This window comes from Clostridium chauvoei, from assembly GCF_002327185.1.
Taxonomy (GTDB): domain Bacteria; phylum Bacillota; class Clostridia; order Clostridiales; family Clostridiaceae; genus Clostridium; species Clostridium chauvoei.
In genome coordinates, this window is sequence record NZ_CP018624.1 from 125,957 (window position 1) to 143,932 (window position 17,976).

Here is a 17,976-nt window from a genome sequence, read left to right on the forward strand (position 1 = left end):
AAAATTCATGTGCAATTTTCAGAGAACATCTGAAAAAATGTTCCGTGGTAGCTCAATGGTGGAGCACTCGGCTGTTAACCGATAGGTTGGAGGTTCGAATCCTCTCCACGGAGCCATTATTTTACTAAAATAGTTTTATAAGAATGGATATTATCTGTTTTTATAAAACTATTTTTTTTGTAGTAATAAAATGTAATATTATGTATTATAAATGGCGAATATTCAACTTCAAGAATAGTTAATTAATATGGAATTATGTAAGTTTATATCAAAAAAACAACTTTATAGAAAATATATAATGAAATATTGTAACTATTTTGTAACTTTTGGTTAACAAAATGTAATGATTTGAGGGGGACAAGGGTATATAATTAATTTAGATGAATTTATTAGCTTTGAATAGGAGTGTGCTAGAATATATGAAAAAAAAGAAGAGATTTATTGCATTTATAGGGGTGTTAATTCTTTGTATAGTTACAGTTACGATAATTTCTAGTAAAATAAAGAATAATACTGTGGATATAAAGGCAGATGAAATAGAACAGAAAAAAGATAAAGATGATTCTAATGCTGATAAAAATACTACAAAAGAAATTACTTTAGATAACTCAAATTATTTATCTTTAGAAAATGATCCTAATGCAGACGATGCATCAGTAGTATTACCAGAAACTATGTATAAATGGAATTTTCAAAGAACAGATAATAGAAAAATTGCATATCTTACTTTTGATGATGGTCCATCAGAAAATGTAACTATACCAATATTAGATGTCTTAAAGGAGAATAATATTAAAGCTACATTCTTTACTTTAGGAACTTCAATAGAAGATACTCCTAAGTCAGGGGAGATCCTTAAGAGAATGGCAAAAGAGGGACATGCAATAGCAAACCATGGATATTCTCATAATTATAAACTTTTATATCCAAATGGTTGGATAGATGTAAATACTTTCATGAATGATATGAATAAAAATAGACAAATACTTAAAGAAAAATTAGGAAAAGATTTTGATACAAGAGTAATTAGAATGCCTGGTGGACATTGTAGTTGGAATGGAATAACAGCATTAGATCAAGAACTAGCTAAACAAGGGCTTTATCAAACTGATTGGAATACATTAAATGGAGATGCAGAAGGAAATAATCATACTCCGGAACAATTATTATCAAGATTAAAAGATACACTTGAACAATTTGATTATGATACAGTAATAGTTTTAATGCATGATTCAACTTCAAAGCAAACAACTGCACAATATTTACAAAGTGCGATAGATTATTTAAGAGCAAAAGGTTTTGAGTTTAGAACATTAAAATAAAGAGGCGGATACACCGTCTCTTTATTTATATGTTTATATATTTGGAAAAAGCAAATAATTAAAGTATTATATAAAGTAATTAGTAATTTAAGAGGTGAGTTTATGGGGAAAATTTTATTAGTTGAAGATGAAGATAGTATTAGAGGATTTTTAAAGATAAATTTAAAAAGAAATGATTTTGATGTATTAGAAGCTGCTACTGGTGAAGATGGATTAAAAATTGCTGAAATAGAAAAGCCTTCTATTGCTATTTTAGATGTTATGTTACCAGGAATAGATGGGTTTAAGGTATGTGATAAATTAAGAAGAAAATATCCTAATATGGGAATAATAATGTTAACAGCTAAAGGGCAAGATATAGATAAAATTATGGGTTTAGAATATGGAGCAGATGATTATATAGTAAAGCCATTTAATCCTTTAGAAGTAGTTTTAAGAGTTAAAGCATTATTAAGAAGAGTTTTAGAAAAAAAAGAAAAAAAAGATAAGTTAATAGTAGGAGACTTTACGATAGATTTATATGCTCAAAAGTTATTAAAGAAGGAAGAGGAAATAGATCTTACTCCAAAGGAGTATTTATTAATGAAATTATTTTTAGAAAATCCTAACAGAGCTTTTACACGGGATGAATTATTAGATTTAGTATGGGGAGAAAATTATTTTGGAGATTCTAAAATAATTGATGTTAATATAAGAAGGCTTAGAAGTAAAATAGAAGATGATTCATATGAACCTAAATATATAGAAACTGTATGGGGAATAGGATATAGATGGAGACTTTAAAAACTAAGAGTATTAAAAGTAGATTAATAAGAAATTTTTTTGTTGTAATTTTTCTATAGTAGTATTTTTAAATATATTATTATTAATTTTTGTACGTAAGTACTATTATGATAATACAGAAGAGTTATTAAGAAATCAAATTAGGGTTTCTACCACTTTCTATAACAAATATTTTTCAGCATCATCACTTGTAGATGCTATTTATGACAATGTAGATGCCTTTTGGAATCAAAGCAATGCACAAGTTGAGATTTTAGATATTAATGGAAATCTACTTATGGATTCAATAGGGGCAAAGGATAAGGTACTTTTAAATACTCCAGATATAGAAAAAGCTATTAATGGACAAAGCAGTCGATGGATAGGTAAAGTAGATTATTATGAAAATAAAATAATGGTAGTATCATCACCAATAGTATCTAATGGAAATCCTATAGGAATAATACGACTTATTACATCATTAGAAGAGGTTGATGGAACAATAGAAGTAATAGTAGTATTCTTTCTATTTATATCTATTGTTGTATTGATAATAGGTGTAATGTTGAGTATATTATTATCTAATAGTATAACAGAACCTGTTAATTCTCTTATATTTGTAGCAGAAAGAATGGCAGATGGCGATTTAGGTATAAGAAGTACTGTAAGAGGAGAAGATGAGGTGGGCAAACTTGCCAATACGTTAAACTATATGGCTGATGAGTTAGAGAAAAGAGAGCAGCTTAAAAATGAATTTATATCATCAGTTTCTCACGAATTAAGAACACCACTTACGGCTATAAAAGGTTGGGCAATTACTTTAAATGATGAGGCTACAGATAAAGAAACCTTGAAGGTTGGATTTGACATAATAGAAAAAGAAACAGATAGATTAACTACTATGGTTGAAGAACTATTAGATTTCTCAAGATTAATAAATGAAAATATATCATTAAGGAAATCATATGAAGATGTTGATAATTTAATTGTATATATAAAAAACTATATGTCTCCGAGAGCACAAAGAGAAGGTTTAGAATTTAAAGTAAATAAAATAAATAATTTAGGTACTGCGTATTTAGATGTAGATAGATTAAAGCAAGTTTTGATAAACCTATTAGATAACTCATTTAAGTTTACTAAGGCAAATGGGAATGTATCTTTAAATGTATTAAGGGAAGATAATTATATAAAGTTTATAATAGAAGATAATGGAGTAGGTATCTCAAAGCAAGATCTTCCAAAGGTTAAAGAAAAATTTTTTAAAGGAAAAAATTCTAAATCACAAAATGGAATTGGATTATCAATATGTGATGAGATAATAAAGTTACACAATGGGAAGTTTATAATTAATAGTACTATAGATAAAGGTACGAAAGTAGAAGTAATTATTCCAGTTGATATTAAGGAGTAATATAATATGAAAAAATTTATTTATTATGTAGGAGTAATGATATTATTATTTACACTTATAGGTTGTGAAAAAATAGATGGAAAAAATATTGGAACAACTAAGATACCTAGAAATAATTTATTAAGTGTAGAAGGTGTTTGGAGAGTTGACTTAGTAAATATAGTAGATGAAACTCTAAATACTACAGAGAATGATGATATGGTAGGAACCAATATCAAAATAGGTAATAAAAGTGTTGAAATGAGAGATAAGGTATATATTAAGCCAGAGTATAAGTTAAAAGTAGTTGATAAAGATTATATATTATCATATGAAGTTGGATTAACAGTTGAGCCTTTTATGAAAAACGAAGATAAGATAGATATAATTTCTATAGTAAGTAAAAACAACTTAGTAGGTGAATTTATACTTCAAGATAAAGATAAAGGATTTTTATTATATAAAGGTTTAGTTTTAGAGTTAAGTAGAATAAAAGATAATATTGAAGAAAAGGATTATAAAAAAAATGATGAGAATCATATAGAGAGTATAATAACAGCTGATTATAATAGTGATGTTGGAGTAATGATAGGGTTAAAGGTACCAAGAAAAGAAACTGAAGATGGAGAATATACCAAAGAAGAGTATAGAACTTTATGGATATCTTTTAAAGATGGAGAATTACAACCTATAATAGAGAAAAGAGATATAATTTTTCCGAGAATGAATGGAATATGGACGTTAAATAGTAACTCTATTAACTTTAATGGACATGAGGTAGAGTACTTTAATGTAAAACCAATAGAGGGAAAAGAATCAACTAGTGTTAGTTATGATAAGAATAATAACATTTATAAAAATATAAAATTCATAGGGAATGATTATATAGCTATAGAAAAATATGAAGGAAATAATTTTAAAAATAAATTTCCAAAGTATCAAATTGTACCTATAGATAACATTAATTCAGAAAATGGTATAATAATAGAGGAGATATACTCCAAAGATGCAGTAGAAAAATATAAAATGACTTATGAAAATGAAATAAATAACTTAAGTGAAGAAAGTAAGGCAAAATTAAATACAAATATAGATTATAGTAATTTTTCTATTTTAAGAAAAGATGGTAAGTGGAAGTTAGTAGGCAAGATATCTCCATTAAATGGAGAGGATAATGGTATTGATTATATGATAGGATTAAATCCAAATAAAAAGTTATTAAATTATGATTCATTAATTACACCATGGAAAACTTTAAAGGGTGAGTTACCATTTATAAGAGATGCTTATATAGCTCCAACAGGGAGAATTGCTATAATAATATTTGAGGATAATTTAGCAGTTTACGAAGTGGAAAATAGAAGATTAAAGGGATCACCTTTAATAAATATAAGTTTAAATCATGATGAACAGGTTATAATGGCAGAGTGGAGTAGAGATAGCTATGTAGATAGCTGGTCAAAGGCATTTAGTGATGGTGTAAACATAATGGAAAAGGAGGAGTAGTATGTTATCAAAAAGTGTAGCATCTAGGGTATTAGCTAGATGTTTAATAACAGGTGGAGATTTTGCAGAAATATTTGAAGAGGATACAATAGATACCTCTATAAGTATATTAAATGGAAAAGTTGAAAATTCAGTAGCAGGTAGAAGTTATGGAATAGGTATAAGAATATTTAAAGGATTTAGAAGTATATATGCATATACAAATAGTAATAATTTAACAGATTTATTAAACACTGCACAAAAGGCGGCATTAGCTTTAGGAGAATTAAAAGAGGATGGAAAGATTATTTTAACAGAGAAATTTAATAATAATATTCATCCTATAATATATTTACCATCATCAATTTCAATACAAAAGAAAATTGGTGTTATGAAAATTGCATACGGTGCAGCAAAAGATTATAATAGTGAAATTTCACAAGTATCTGTAGGATATGCTGATAAAGAGCAAAATATATTAATAGCAAATACAGAAGGTTTATATACAGAAGATAAAAGAGTAAGAACTAGGTTAGCTATAAGCTCAGTAGCATCTCTGAATGGTGAAAATCAAACAGGTTTTGAAGGTCCAGGAAGACATATGGGATTTGAAATGTTTAAGGAAATCGATCCTGAATATTATGGAAAAGAGGCTTCAAGAGTAGCTTACACTATGTTACATGCTAAAAATTGTCCAGCGGGGAAAATGCCAGTTGCAATAGATAATGGATTTGGTGGTGTTATATTCCATGAAGCCTGTGGACACTCATTAGAAGCAACTGCAGTAGCAAAAGGAAATTCAGTATTTACAGGTATGATAGGAAAGCAAATAGCATCCTCTAAAGTAACAGCTATAGATGATGGAACAATTCCAAATGCATGGGGATCATTAAATATTGATGATGAAGGTAATAAAACTAGAAAGAATATACTTATAGAAAATGGTATTTTAAAATCATATATGATAGATAAATTAAATGGAAGAAGAATGGGTATGGAAGCAACAGGAAGTTCAAGAAGACAAAGCTATAAATATGCTCCTACTTCAAGAATGACCAACACTTATATTGCTTCAGGAAGTGATACTCCAGAGGAAATTATAAAATCAATATCAAATGGATTATATGCAAAGAAAATGGGTGGTGGATCAGTAAATCCAGTAACTGGTGAATTTAATTTTGCTGTTTCAGAAGGATATATTATTAAAAATGGAATTATCCAAGAGCCTGTTCGAGGAGCTAGCTTAATTGGTAAAGGTAGTGAAGTTCTAATGGATATTGATATGGTAGGAAATAATTTAGCTCATGGTCAAGGAATGTGTGGATCTTCTTCAGGAAGTATTCCAACTAATGTAGGTCAACCGATGATTAGAGTTAAAGAAATTACAGTAGGTGGAAGATAAGGAGGGAGGATAGACTATGGACTTTGATATTTTTGTTAAAAAGCTTTTCAAAGAAGCAAAAGAATTGGGTTTTGAAGAATATGAAGTATACTATATAGATAGAGAAAATCTAGGGATAAATATTTATAAAGAAGAAGTAGAAAAATATAGTTTAAATAGTTCTTATGGCTTATCTTTTAGAGGTAAAATGAATGGTAAAATAGGATATTCATATACAGAAATACTAGATAATGAAGCTATAGAAATGCTTGTTCAAAAAGCTAAAGAAAGTGCATTAGCTATAGAAAGTGAAGATGTTCATTTTATTTATGAAGGAGACAAAGAATATATAGATGTAAAAACTTATCATAAAGAATTAGAAAATCTTCCAGCAGATAAATTAATAGAATTAGCTATACAAATGGAAAAAGAAGCTAAGAAATTAGATAGTAGGGTTCATAATTTTAGTGGATGTGGAATAGGTTATAATACTTCTTCTTATGGAATTATTAATTCAAAAGGATTAAATATAAAAAATAAAGCTAATATATTAACAGCATATGTAGCTCCTATTATTAAAGAAGGAGAAAATATGCATGATGGATTTGGATATGTAGTAGCTAATTCTTTAGAAGATGTAAATCCTAAAAAGATAGCTGAAGATGGTGTTAAAGAAGCAATTTCAAGAATTGGAGGTAAGTCAATACCTTCTTCCAAGTATAGATGTGTAATTAGCAATGAAGCTATGGTTTCTTTATTATCAACTTTTGCCTCTATATTTAGTGGGGATGCAGCACAAAAAGGTTTAAGTCTTTTAAAAGGTAAAGAGGGAGAAGTTATTGCAAGTTCAAAGGTGAACTTAGTAGATAATCCTCATTTAGAAAATGGGTTAGCATCAGTTTCTTTTGATGATGAAGGAGTAGCTACAGTTAAAACAGACATTATAAAAGAGGGAACATTAATTACTTTACTGCATAATTTAAAAACTGCTAATAAAGGGAATACTAAAACTACTGCTAATGGATTTAAAAGCTCATATACATCTCCAGTTGGAGTATCACCTACTAATTTTTATATAGAAAATGGAAGCAAGACTTTTAAGGAATTACTTGAAAATGTAGGAGAAGGCTTATTAATTACAGAGTTTGCAGGGTTACATTCAGGAGCGAGTTCTGTAACAGGAGATTTTTCATTAGCGGCTAAGGGGTTTTATATAGAATCAGGAAAGAAGACATTCCCTGTTGAGCAAATAACAGTAGCAGGAAATTTCTTTACATTATTAAAGGATATAGAAGAGATAGGAACAGATTTAAAGTTTCCAATGAGTAGTGTTGGAAGTCCATCTGTTATTATAAAAGAACTTGCTATTGCAGGTAAATAAAAAAGGCGCTTGGCGCCTTTTTTTATTCTTTATTAAAATAATTTGCTCTAATCATTTTATCAGAAAGCTCAACCATACTCTTATAGATTTCTCTTTGTTCTTCAGTTAAGCCATTTTCAAATATATCTAAGTTTGTTGTTACTGCAAATGATCTATTTGTATTTAGTAGATTTCTTCCTAAAGCTGTACCTTCATACTTTTCATTAGGTATTCCCATTAAGTATAAAAGTGTAGGCATAATATCTATTTGACCACCAATTATATCAGATTTTTTTGGATATTGAACATCTTTTGACCATATTATAAATGGTATAGTATGATGACCATTATCTAAATACCAGTCTTCTTTTTCGCTTAGAGCTTCGATACTATGATTATAGTATTTATGAACTCCTGTATGGTCACCTTCAATAACAACAACAGTATTATCTAATATGCCTTCTTCGTCTAGCTTTTTAAGGAACATTCCTATTTGCTTATCTGTATATTTAACACTTTCAAAATAACCACCAAGTTCACTATTACCTAATTCTTCATTAAGTCCAAGTGTTCTATATTTATCTGGTAAATCGAAAGGACCATGACTTGTTAATGTTACAGTGAATGCATAAAATGGATTTGGTGTTTGTTTTAGCATAGGAACAACTTGTCTAAAATAACTTTCATCACTTAGTCCCATACCGATTTGTTCATCTATATCAAAGGAATAATAATCAGTAAATTTCTTAAATCCTATACCAGTTAAGCCATTTGTATAGTTCCAGAAAGATCCTTTATCTGGATGAATAGCAGAAGTTTCATAACCTTGTTCTTCTAATAATAAAGGCAATGAATTATATGTTGTATTAGGATATCTAAAGAAAGTACTACCCCTTCTAAGTGGGAACATTGAAGTATTTATCATTAAATCACAATCAGAGCTTGTACCTTCATTAACCTGTTCATATATATTAGGGAAATAAATACCTGTATTTACTAAGTTGTTTAAAACAGGAGTTATTTCTTGATCATTAATCTTTTTATCTATTACAAAGCTTTCTAAAGATTCTACCTGTATAACAATTAGGTTTTTACCTTTAAAAAGTCCTGCGTATTCATTGTTTGGTAAATTTTCTTTCTTAATTTCAAAGAATTTATTAACTTGTGCTTGTTCCTCATCAGTTAGTTCATAAGGTTTTGAATCTTTATATACATTGTATACATCAAAAATATGATAACCAACAGGAGATAAATATCTAGCTGTATTAGTTGGATCATAGTTATCAAAAATTGATGCATTTTTGACCTCTTTATTTCCTAATACAAATAGATTGAAAGGAACATATGCTATATATAATATACTTATAATTAATGAAATTATAAATGTTAAAGGAGCTCTTCTTTTTATTTGGAAATGTGATTTTCTTGTAATAAAAATGAATATACCCATTATTATAAAATCAATAAACAATAAGTAGTCCTTATTACTAAACATAGACATTATAGTTGAACCCATATTATCCATATTAGATGTTTGCATTAAAAGTAAAGCTGAAGGCATTGTTAAAAAGCCTCTAAAATAACCTAAATCTACTAAAATTAAAATAGTTATAATTAGGTCAACTACAAATAAGTAAATAACTCTACCTCTACCTTTAAAAAGTAAAGCAAAGCTTAAAAATAATAATGCAAAGGCATAATAATAAAGTAAGTAGCTTTTAGAAACTACATGTCCCATATGCATATCAAGTTCATATGGATTTTGATTAATTACAAATCCTTGAAATATAATTCCTTTAATAACGATTGAAACTAATGGAATCATAAAAAGAATAAATCTTACAATTCCATGAATACCTATTTTATTTTTAAAATAATCTTTTGTTTTATCCCATAGATTGTCCACAATATCACCTCTTTTGTAATTTTAAGTTCTATTATAAATTTTACAGCACTTAAATTATAGTATATAGGCTTTTATAAATCAAATATAGAAGACCCCAATTTTATAGGGAATATAAAATTAAATTTGAATATTATATAGATTTTTACAATTTTAGAGAGTAAGATAAATGTAATATGGTATAATATTGATGTATTTTTATAAAGCAATATGGAGGTATAATATGCTTCAATATGATTTAGTTATAATTGGTGGGGGAGCCTCTGGTCTTTCAGCAGGAGTTTCATCATTAAAACAAGGAATCAAAAATGTATTAATCTTAGAACGAAATAGTGACTTAGGCGGTAATTTAAATTTATTTATACATAAGGGGTTTGGGAAGTATTATTTAAATAAAGAAGTAACAGGCCCAGAACTTTCAACAATATTAATAAATGATTACAAAAGCTTAGGTGGAGCTTATAAAACGGATGCACAAGTTTTAAAAGTAACGGAAAATAAAATTATAACTTTTGTAAGTCCTAAAGATGGAGTAGTAGATATAGAAGCAAAGAGTATAATACTAGCTTCAGGATGTAGAGAAAAATATACTGGTAATGTAATAGTACCTATTCATAAATATACAGGGATTTTTACAATAGCATCAGCGCATAAGCTTATTAATTTTCAAGGATACTTACCAGGAAAGGAAGTTGTAATTTGGGGCAGAAATGAATGGTCTTTATTATTAGCCAGAAGATTAATAATAGAAGGTGCTAAGGTAAAAGTTTTAATAGATGATTCTGAAAATGAATTAATAACAGAACATGAAGAAAAAATAATTTCTGGTTTTGATATTAATATAATACAAAATTCTAGAATTATAGAAGTATCAGGTAATGAAAGAATTCAAAATGTAGTAATTGAAAATATAGATAATGGTTTATTATCTAATATTGAATGTGATTCGTTAGTTTTAACAGTTGGGTATTACCCTGAATTAGACTTTATATCAAAATCAACAAATATAGATTTGGATGAGGACTATATTCCAGAAGTATTGGATTATGAAACATCTATTAAAGGGATATATGCTTGTGGAACTATATTACATGGTGAAGATGGAATTATATATAGTGGAGAAGAAGGATATAAAGTAGGGAAGATAGTAGCAGATAATTTAAAGTAAATATGTAAAAAAAGAACTTTAGGTTTAGTATTATACTACCTAAAGTTTTATTATTTTAAGAGCTTCTTCAAAAAGTAAGTTTTGTCCATGAGAATTTAAATGTATTCCGTCAGAAAAAATATTTTTATTTAAATTATCAATTGTTAATTTATAAAAATCTATAAAAGATAAATTATATTTTTTACATAAATCCATTAATTTATTTTTTAGAATAGGTAAGGAGTGTTCACAATAATTATAGGTATTACTTGGAGCAAATAACTCATTAGCATCACATCCTATTATTGTTGGTGGAATTCCTAAAATAACTTTAGAATTAGATTCTAATCCTTCTTTAATCATTAATTCTATATTGCTAATTATAAAATCTACAGGTCTATTAGAAAGAAGATCATTTGTCCCCCCCATTAAAAAGATAAGTTTAGGTTTATTAGAGATTACATCTTCTGAAAATCTAACCAACATATCTGTAGTTGTATTACCATTAATCCCTTTATTAATAATATTAAAATCTAAAGCATCATTAAGTTTAGTTACCCAATTTTTATTTTTAGGAACTCCATAGCCAAAGATTAAGCTATCACCTATAAAAACAAAATTTTTATTATCCATAAAAAACATCCTTTCAAAAAATAATTAAAATAATTTATTAAAGCATTTTCTACAAATTAAAGTTTTTCCACCATTAGCTTTTACTGGATTATCTTCTTTTATTTCTTTTTTACAAATATCGCAACAATATTTATTACTATTTGAGGAAACTTTATTATTAGAAGTCTCTTTAGGAATAGGTATTGCCTTTTTTATTGGGGAATATAATATTTTTTCATCAGAAATATTTTTTTTTGTAATTTTATAAGAAACTTCATATTCACTTTCGCCAAAAAACTCTAACTCAAATCTAGGATTTTCTTTATCATAAAATTCTTCTGTTATAATTCTTCTAATTTGAGCATCATTTACTATTAAACCGCTTTTTTCTATTCCATCAAAAATACTTTTAGTTATATTAGCGGTATCTGGATGTCTTTTTTCACTTTTGTAATAGACTTTGAGAATTGCAATAAGTGATTCCTCTAATATTACACCAGGATTTTGAATATTTGCATAGTATGCTATTTCCTCTTCATATAAAGCATATCTATCGTGTGACTTACCAGTATTATATGGCAATATAGCTCTTCCACTTTTATTATGCAACTTAAAATTTGATTTTGAGATGGGTGATCCAGGTACTATTATTTTTGCATATGAACTCATTATGTAAACTCCCTTAAAATTTTATTAAAATATCCTTAAAAATCCATAAATACTAACAAAAAATAATGAATAAATTTCTTATTAGGTATATAATAATCATTAGTATTTTTCTCATTTAAATATACATTAGTAATTTTACTTTAACAAGCTATAAAAATTGATAATAAGCCTTTAATGGAGTATAATACTTGTGTTAAATAAAGGATTTAAGTAAAAGTTGAGGTATAGATATATGGAAAAAAAATTAATATTGTCAATAGAATCAAGTTGTGATGAAACATCAGCAGCAGTAATAAAAAATGGAAGAGAAATTTTATCAAATATTATTGCTACTCAAATAGATACACATATGAAATATGGTGGAGTTGTCCCAGAAGTAGCTTCTAGAATGCATATAGAGGTAATAAATGGAGTTGTAATGGAAGCATTAGAGAAGGCTAGCGTTACATTAGATGACATAGATGCAATTGGAGTAACTTATGGTCCAGGGCTAGTAGGAGCTTTGTTGGTAGGTCTTCAATATGCTAAAGGATTAGCCTTTGCAACAAAAAAACCTTTAGTTGGTGTAAATCATATAGAAGGTCATATTAGTGCAAATTACATAGAACATAAAGATTTAAAGCCTCCGTTTGTTTCTTTAGTAGTATCAGGAGGGCATACTTTTATAGTTCATGTTAAAGATTATGGTGAATATGAAGTTATAGGTCAAACAAGAGATGATGCAGCAGGAGAAGCATATGATAAAGTAGCAAGAGCTTTAGGACTTGGATATCCTGGTGGACCTAAGATAGATAAGTTAGCTAAAGAAGGTAACGAAAATGCTATAGAGTTTCCAAAAGCTAATTTTCATGAAGAAACATTAGATTTTTCATTTAGTGGAGTTAAATCAGCTGTATTAAATTATCTTAATAAATGTAAGATGCAAAATATTGAGGTTAATAAAGCCGATGTAGCGGCATCTTTCCAAAAAGCTGTAATAGAAGTTTTAAAAGAGAATGTAATTAAAACTTGTAAAAAGAAAGATGTTAAGAAAATAGCAATTGCAGGTGGGGTAGCATCAAATTCAGCTTTAAGAAAAACCTTAATAGATGCGGCAGAAAAGATAGGAATAGAAGTATTATTTCCATCACCAGTATTGTGTACAGATAATGCAGCTATGATAGGAAGTGCAGCATATTTTAACTTTATTAGTGGAAAGATTAGTCCTTTAAACTTAAATGCAAAACCAAATTTAAAGTTATAGTAATATAATAGGGGGAGAGGAATAAGGATGAAGTTATTGCCACATTCTAACGGGGTGTATAAAGTCAATATGAGAACGCCAATGAAACCGAAAGATATAATAAAAAGAGTATTAATTATATTAGGTATAATTTTACTTTTTGGCTTTATATTTCAAAAGGTTAGTAATTTTATCGCTAAAGAAACCCTAAAAGATAGGGTTGATTATACTAGAGTAGACGATAAAAGATTAGACTATATAGTTAAAGGGGACGGAAAATATACAGTTATTTTTGATGGGAGTATTGGTGGAAATTTAAATCAATGGAATGCAGTTTGTGATAAATTATTATCAGAATACGACGATATAACTGTATTTGTATACAATAGAAGAGGATATGGATTTAGTGACGGGGGAGCAACTAGAACTCCTTTAGATCAAGCAAATGATTTAAAAATATTATTAAGAAAAGCAGCAGCACCATCACCTTATATTTTAGTTGGGGAAGAATATGGTAGCTTAATTTTAACTAATTTTGCAAAAGAATATAAAGATACAGTAGCAGGAGTGGTTTTAGTAAATCCACTTATAGAGGAACAAATAAAAAATAAAAACTTCTCAAAAGGAATTAGGTTTGAAAAGTTTAGAAGGAAGATTGAAGACTTTGGTTCACATATAGGACTTACAACTTTATTAGATAAGTTGAATTTAGATGCTAAAATAAAAGGCTTTGAAGATAAAATAGAGGGAGACGAACTAGAAGAATTTAAAGTACATAGAACTAAAAGTGATTATACAAGTGCTGTATATAATGAGTTGGGAAATATTACTAAGGGGTTAAGTAATAGCCAAGAAGAAGGATTATTTTCAGGTATTCCATATTATCTTATTGCAAAAGAAGGACAGGAATCGTTGCAAAATTTAGGAGATTCAGCATTAACAAAAGTATATAAAACTAATTGTGAAACAAATTTTATATCATTAGAAGATCCAGACTCAGTAATAATAGGAATAAGACAAGTTATTAAGCAAGTTAATGATATAGAAAGAAAGAATAAAAAGAATAATTAAGAGGATTTTACAAAAGATGTCTATGATATTAAAATTATAATAGATGTCTTTTTAATTTTTATTAAAGATAAAATAAGAAGAGAATAATGTCATATAATTGACACAAAAACAGGGTATATTATATTCATAGAGTTAATGATTAAGGAGGCATAACATATGAGTGATGATAATAAAATATATGATGTTGATAATTATGAAGATTTAAGTAAGGTAGAGGAAAAAGAGGATACTTATATAGAAAAAGAAAATAACATTAATGATTTTGATTCGGAAGAAAAAGAAAGAGAAGAACAAGAGAGTATTAATGATGTTAATTTAGAAGATAATAATAATAGAAAGAAGAAAAAGAATGGGTTAAAGAACATAGCTCTTATATTAGTAGTAGGACTTTTAGGTGGTATAGTTGGAGGGGGAGCTACTTATTATGCTGTTAAAAATATAAATGGTAATACTGGAAATGTAACATCAACTCCAAATCCACCAACATTTAATACAGATGGAGAAAGTGTATTAACTAAAACACAAGCTTTTGAAAAAGTTGCACCAGCAGTTGTTATAGTATCTACTAAGGGAACAACTAATTATGGAGGATTTATACCACAAAAAGTAGAGGGGATAGGGTCAGGATTTATAATAAATGAAGAAGGTTATATTTTAACTAATTATCATGTTATAGAAGGAGCTCAAGAAGTTACAGTTACTTTAAGTGATAAAAGGGAAGTTAAAGCAAAAGTAGTTAATTACGATAAAAATCAAGATGTAGCAATGATTAAAATTGTTGATAATATAAAGGTTCCAGCAGTAGTTCAACTTGGAGATTCAGATGCATTAAAACCTGGAGAAGAAGTTCTTGCAATAGGAACACCACTTTCAAAAGAATTTTCTCAAACAGTAACAGGCGGTCTTGTTAGTGCTATTAACAGAAATGTTGAAACTAAAAATGGTGTTAAGTTAAACTTAATACAAACAGATACAGCTATAAACCCTGGTAATAGTGGAGGACCTTTAATAAATACAAAGGGTGAAGTTATAGGAATAAACACAATGAAGATTAGTGGTGAAGCAGAAGGTATAGGATTCTCTATTCCAATTAATGAAGTAAAAGATAGAATAGACTCTTTATCAAAACCTATCTTAAATTTAGGAGTATCAATTAGAGAAGTAAATTCAGATTTATCAAAACAATATGATATGCCAGAAGGATTATATGTAGTTGAAGTAATGCAATTCTCACCAGCAGAAAAAGCAGGAATAAAAGGTGGGGATGTAATTACAAAATTTGATGGTCAAAGAATTAAAAACTTTGATGAGTTAAAAAAGATTAGAGATTCTAAAAGTGAAGGAGATATAGTAAAAGTAGAAGTTGTTAGAAATAAAGAAAGTATAAATGTGGATTTACAGTTAACTGCACAACAATAAGGATTAATAGGGATAAGAAGTTAATTTTTAACGTCTTATCCTTTAACTATTTTTTTTGTAATAATAATAGTGTTGATTTTAAAATAATTTGTGATAAAGTAGTGTATATTGATATTTAAAATAATTTAGTGAATATATAGTTTGTAAAAAACACAAAGTATAATATTAAGATTAAATTTAAGGAGGATTACTAAATATGAAAAGAATAATGCTAGTATGCTCAGAAGGTATGTCAACTTGTTTTCTAGTATCAAAGATGAAAACAGAGGCAGATAAACAAGGTTTTGAATGTACAATAGATTCTTGCTGTGAATCGGATTTAGATTTATATAAAGATAAAGTAGATATTTTACTTTTAGCACCTCAAGTTAAATTCTTAAAAAATGCAATTAGTGAAAAGTTTAATAATATTCCAGTTGAAGTTATAAGTTCTATAGATTACGGAACAATGAATGGTGTCAAAGTATTTAATCAAATATTAAATTTATTAAAGTAAATAGACAAAAAAGTAAATTACATTTAAATTAAGCTCGTAATTCACCTTTTTACTCCTAAGGCATATTCTATATTATAAACAAATTTTAGAGATAAACTTAGGAGGCAAAGTTATGAGCGGAAGAATAGCATCATGTCCTTTAACAACAGGTGTTAATGAACAAATAGAGGCAATAGTTAGATTACCAGAAGAAAAGAGATCAGTTATATTTGGAACTGTATTAGATCCTAATGGAAACCCAGTACCAGATGCAGTAGTAAAACTATTAAAAGTAGTAGATGGATGCAAATATCCTTATCCATTAACCCATACATTCACTGATTGTTATGGTCAATTCTTATTAGGACCTTTATGTCCAAACACTAAATATATGCTAAAGATTTATAAAGATAATATAAATATAAAATTTACAACATTACAACCAAACCCATATAATGGTCAATGTTTAGGAAAGAATGTATGTGAATCTAATCCAGAACCAGAAAATCCACCATGTGGATGTGGCTGTGGCTGCGGTTGCGGTTGTTAAGATAACTGAAAAAAGTTAAATAACAAAAAAGCTTTTTACTTTTGTAAAAGGCTTTTTTGTTATTTAAAAATCTGTTAAAATCTTATTAATTGTGATAAGGAGGAAAAATTAAATTATGGAAAAAATAGTATTATATATAGTTTCTATATTTTTTATTATTGGAGTACTAGATTACATATTAGGGGATAGGTTTAAATTAGGAAGATATTTTGAAGAAGGAATTAATAATATGGGTCCATTAGCATTATCAATGGTAGGAATATTATCTGTTACTCCGATAATTTCAGAATTAATTCTTAAATATATAGTTCCTATAACTAATAAAATTGCTATTGATTCATCTATAGTGGCATCTAGTTTTATAGCTATAGATATGGGAGCTTTTAAAATAGCTGAGAATATAAGCTCTACGCAGGAGATGATTTATTTTTCAGGAGTACTAATAGCATCTATACTTGGATGTACCATTAGTTTTACCCTTCCTTTAGCATTAGGTATGATAAAAGAAAAGCGTTTACCTATATTATGTAAAGGGATTCTATGTGGAATAGTAACTATACCAGTAGGATTATTTATAGGTGGATTAATGCTAAGAATTGATTTTAAGATTTTATTGATAAATTTAATGCCTATAATATTATTATCTATCTTAGTATCTGTAGGTTTATATATTGCATTAGATAAAGTAATACGAATATTTACATATATAGGTAAGGTGATTATAACTATTGGCTTTATAGGACTTGGACTTCAGGGGTTTACTTCTATATCAGGAATCGTAGTAATAAAAAATTTATTACCTATAGGAGAAGCTTTAACTACTGTAGGAAAGATTGCAATTTTTTTAGGTGGAGCATATGTTATGCTAGAAATAGTAAAAAGATTACTAGGAAAGCAATTAGAACTAGTAAAAGAAAAAATAGGAATAAATTCATCTTCAATAGCAGCTTTGATAGGAAGTTTAGCTTCAGCTATAATAGTATTTTCAACTTTTGAAGACTTAGATGATAGAGGAAAAGTTATCTGTTCTGCATTTTCAGTAGCAGGAGCTTATGTATTAGGAGGACAGCTAGGCTATGTTGCAACAGAGGCTAAAGAAATTGTTTTGATTTATATTGCAACTAAGTTAATTTGCGGAGTATTAGCAATTATGTTAGCATTTTTAATAACTAAGAAAAATAGTATAGTGATTAAAGAAAGTTAGG

Annotated in this window: 15 protein-coding genes, 1 tRNA gene and 1 pseudogene; 14 read left to right on the forward strand and 3 right to left on the reverse strand. The window is 27.8% G+C overall.

Annotated elements, in window-relative coordinates:
* Positions 1–41: 41 nt before the first annotated feature.
* From BTM21_RS00650 to BTM21_RS00680, 7 genes and pseudogenes are all read left to right on the forward strand, one after another.
* Positions 42–116, forward strand: a tRNA-Asn gene (locus BTM21_RS00650).
* Between the two features lie 303 nt (positions 117–419).
* On the forward strand, positions 420–1,322 hold the full coding sequence (locus BTM21_RS00655; protein ID WP_242944821.1) for a polysaccharide deacetylase family protein: 903 nt from the start codon (positions 420–422) through the stop codon (positions 1,320–1,322).
* A 102-nt stretch (positions 1,323–1,424) separates the two neighbouring features.
* Positions 1,425–2,105: a response regulator transcription factor gene (locus BTM21_RS00660; protein ID WP_021876647.1), complete on the forward strand. Its 681-nt coding sequence runs from the start codon at positions 1,425–1,427 to the stop codon at positions 2,103–2,105.
* Positions 2,093–3,498, forward strand: a pseudogene (locus tag BTM21_RS00665) (sensor histidine kinase). Before BTM21_RS00660 ends, BTM21_RS00665 begins: the two are co-directional and overlap by 13 nt.
* Before the next feature lie 6 nt (positions 3,499–3,504).
* Positions 3,505–4,983, forward strand: a complete 1,479-nt coding sequence (locus BTM21_RS00670) for a hypothetical protein (protein WP_021876645.1) — start codon at positions 3,505–3,507, stop codon at positions 4,981–4,983.
* Position 4,984: 1 nt separating this feature from the next.
* Complete coding sequence (locus BTM21_RS00675) at positions 4,985–6,364, forward strand: TldD/PmbA family protein (protein WP_021876644.1); 1,380 nt, start codon at positions 4,985–4,987, stop codon at positions 6,362–6,364.
* A 16-nt stretch (positions 6,365–6,380) separates the two neighbouring features.
* Positions 6,381–7,724, forward strand: a complete 1,344-nt coding sequence (locus BTM21_RS00680) for a TldD/PmbA family protein (protein WP_021876643.1) — start codon at positions 6,381–6,383, stop codon at positions 7,722–7,724.
* 22 nt (positions 7,725–7,746) lie between these two features.
* Here BTM21_RS00680 and BTM21_RS00685 read toward each other — a convergent pair whose 3' ends face one another.
* Positions 7,747–9,609: an LTA synthase family protein gene (locus BTM21_RS00685; protein ID WP_021876642.1), complete on the reverse strand. Its 1,863-nt coding sequence runs from the start codon at positions 9,607–9,609 to the stop codon at positions 7,747–7,749.
* A 220-nt stretch (positions 9,610–9,829) separates the two neighbouring features.
* Here BTM21_RS00685 and BTM21_RS00690 point away from each other — a divergent pair, with 220 nt between their 5' ends.
* Positions 9,830–10,774, forward strand: a complete 945-nt coding sequence (locus tag BTM21_RS00690; protein ID WP_079481649.1) for an NAD(P)/FAD-dependent oxidoreductase — start codon at positions 9,830–9,832, stop codon at positions 10,772–10,774.
* A 39-nt stretch (positions 10,775–10,813) separates the two neighbouring features.
* Here the strand turns inward: BTM21_RS00690 and BTM21_RS00695 are convergent, their stop codons facing one another.
* Together BTM21_RS00695 and BTM21_RS00700 are read right to left on the reverse strand one after the other, a co-directional pair.
* Positions 10,814–11,386 (reverse strand): GDSL-type esterase/lipase family protein, encoded by a 573-nt coding sequence (locus BTM21_RS00695; protein ID WP_021876640.1) that lies wholly within the window; start codon positions 11,384–11,386, stop codon positions 10,814–10,816.
* A gap of 24 nt (positions 11,387–11,410) precedes the next feature.
* Positions 11,411–12,034 (reverse strand): RusA family crossover junction endodeoxyribonuclease, encoded by a 624-nt coding sequence (locus tag BTM21_RS00700; RefSeq protein WP_079481648.1) that lies wholly within the window; start codon positions 12,032–12,034, stop codon positions 11,411–11,413.
* 232 nt (positions 12,035–12,266) lie between these two features.
* Between BTM21_RS00700 and tsaD the strand changes: the two genes are divergently transcribed.
* From tsaD to eutH, 6 genes are all read left to right on the forward strand, one after another.
* Positions 12,267–13,277, forward strand: coding sequence for a tRNA (adenosine(37)-N6)-threonylcarbamoyltransferase complex transferase subunit TsaD (gene tsaD / locus BTM21_RS00705; RefSeq protein ID WP_021876638.1), 1,011 nt, complete (start codon positions 12,267–12,269; stop codon positions 13,275–13,277).
* Positions 13,278–13,304: 27 nt separating this feature from the next.
* Entirely contained in the window at positions 13,305–14,327 is a 1,023-nt protein-coding gene (locus BTM21_RS00710; protein ID WP_079481647.1) for an alpha/beta fold hydrolase, read from the forward strand.
* 156 nt (positions 14,328–14,483) lie between these two features.
* Positions 14,484–15,746 (forward strand): S1C family serine protease, encoded by a 1,263-nt coding sequence (locus BTM21_RS00715; RefSeq protein ID WP_021876636.1) that lies wholly within the window; start codon positions 14,484–14,486, stop codon positions 15,744–15,746.
* 196 nt (positions 15,747–15,942) lie between these two features.
* Positions 15,943–16,242, forward strand: a complete 300-nt coding sequence (locus tag BTM21_RS00720; RefSeq protein WP_079481646.1) for a PTS sugar transporter subunit IIB — start codon at positions 15,943–15,945, stop codon at positions 16,240–16,242.
* Positions 16,243–16,354: 112 nt separating this feature from the next.
* Positions 16,355–16,771 (forward strand): carboxypeptidase-like regulatory domain-containing protein, encoded by a 417-nt coding sequence (locus BTM21_RS00725; RefSeq protein WP_021876634.1) that lies wholly within the window; start codon positions 16,355–16,357, stop codon positions 16,769–16,771.
* 115 nt (positions 16,772–16,886) lie between these two features.
* Complete coding sequence (eutH, locus tag BTM21_RS00730) at positions 16,887–17,975, forward strand: ethanolamine utilization protein EutH (RefSeq protein ID WP_096145304.1); 1,089 nt, start codon at positions 16,887–16,889, stop codon at positions 17,973–17,975.
* The last annotated feature ends 1 nt before the right edge of the window (position 17,976 follow it).

Bases quoted from the DNA above. Each gene is read 5' to 3' on its own strand.
- BTM21_RS00655 (WP_242944821.1), top strand. From the start codon at position 420: ATGAAAAAAAAGAAGAGATTTATTGCATTTATAGGGGTGTTAATTCTT.
- BTM21_RS00660 (WP_021876647.1), top strand. From the start codon at position 1,425: ATGGGGAAAATTTTATTAGTTGAAGATGAAGATAGTATTAGAGGATTT.
- BTM21_RS00670 (WP_021876645.1), top strand. From the start codon at position 3,505: ATGAAAAAATTTATTTATTATGTAGGAGTAATGATATTATTATTTACA.
- BTM21_RS00675 (WP_021876644.1), top strand. From the start codon at position 4,985: ATGTTATCAAAAAGTGTAGCATCTAGGGTATTAGCTAGATGTTTAATA.
- BTM21_RS00680 (WP_021876643.1), top strand. From the start codon at position 6,381: ATGGACTTTGATATTTTTGTTAAAAAGCTTTTCAAAGAAGCAAAAGAA.
- BTM21_RS00690 (WP_079481649.1), top strand. From the start codon at position 9,830: ATGCTTCAATATGATTTAGTTATAATTGGTGGGGGAGCCTCTGGTCTT.
- BTM21_RS00695 (WP_021876640.1), bottom strand. From the start codon at position 11,386: ATGGATAATAAAAATTTTGTTTTTATAGGTGATAGCTTAATCTTTGGC.
- BTM21_RS00700 (WP_079481648.1), bottom strand. From the start codon at position 12,034: ATGAGTTCATATGCAAAAATAATAGTACCTGGATCACCCATCTCAAAA.
- tsaD (WP_021876638.1), top strand. From the start codon at position 12,267: ATGGAAAAAAAATTAATATTGTCAATAGAATCAAGTTGTGATGAAACA.
- BTM21_RS00710 (WP_079481647.1), top strand. From the start codon at position 13,305: ATGAAGTTATTGCCACATTCTAACGGGGTGTATAAAGTCAATATGAGA.
- BTM21_RS00715 (WP_021876636.1), top strand. From the start codon at position 14,484: ATGAGTGATGATAATAAAATATATGATGTTGATAATTATGAAGATTTA.
- BTM21_RS00720 (WP_079481646.1), top strand. From the start codon at position 15,943: ATGAAAAGAATAATGCTAGTATGCTCAGAAGGTATGTCAACTTGTTTT.
- BTM21_RS00725 (WP_021876634.1), top strand. From the start codon at position 16,355: ATGAGCGGAAGAATAGCATCATGTCCTTTAACAACAGGTGTTAATGAA.
- eutH (WP_096145304.1), top strand. From the start codon at position 16,887: ATGGAAAAAATAGTATTATATATAGTTTCTATATTTTTTATTATTGGA.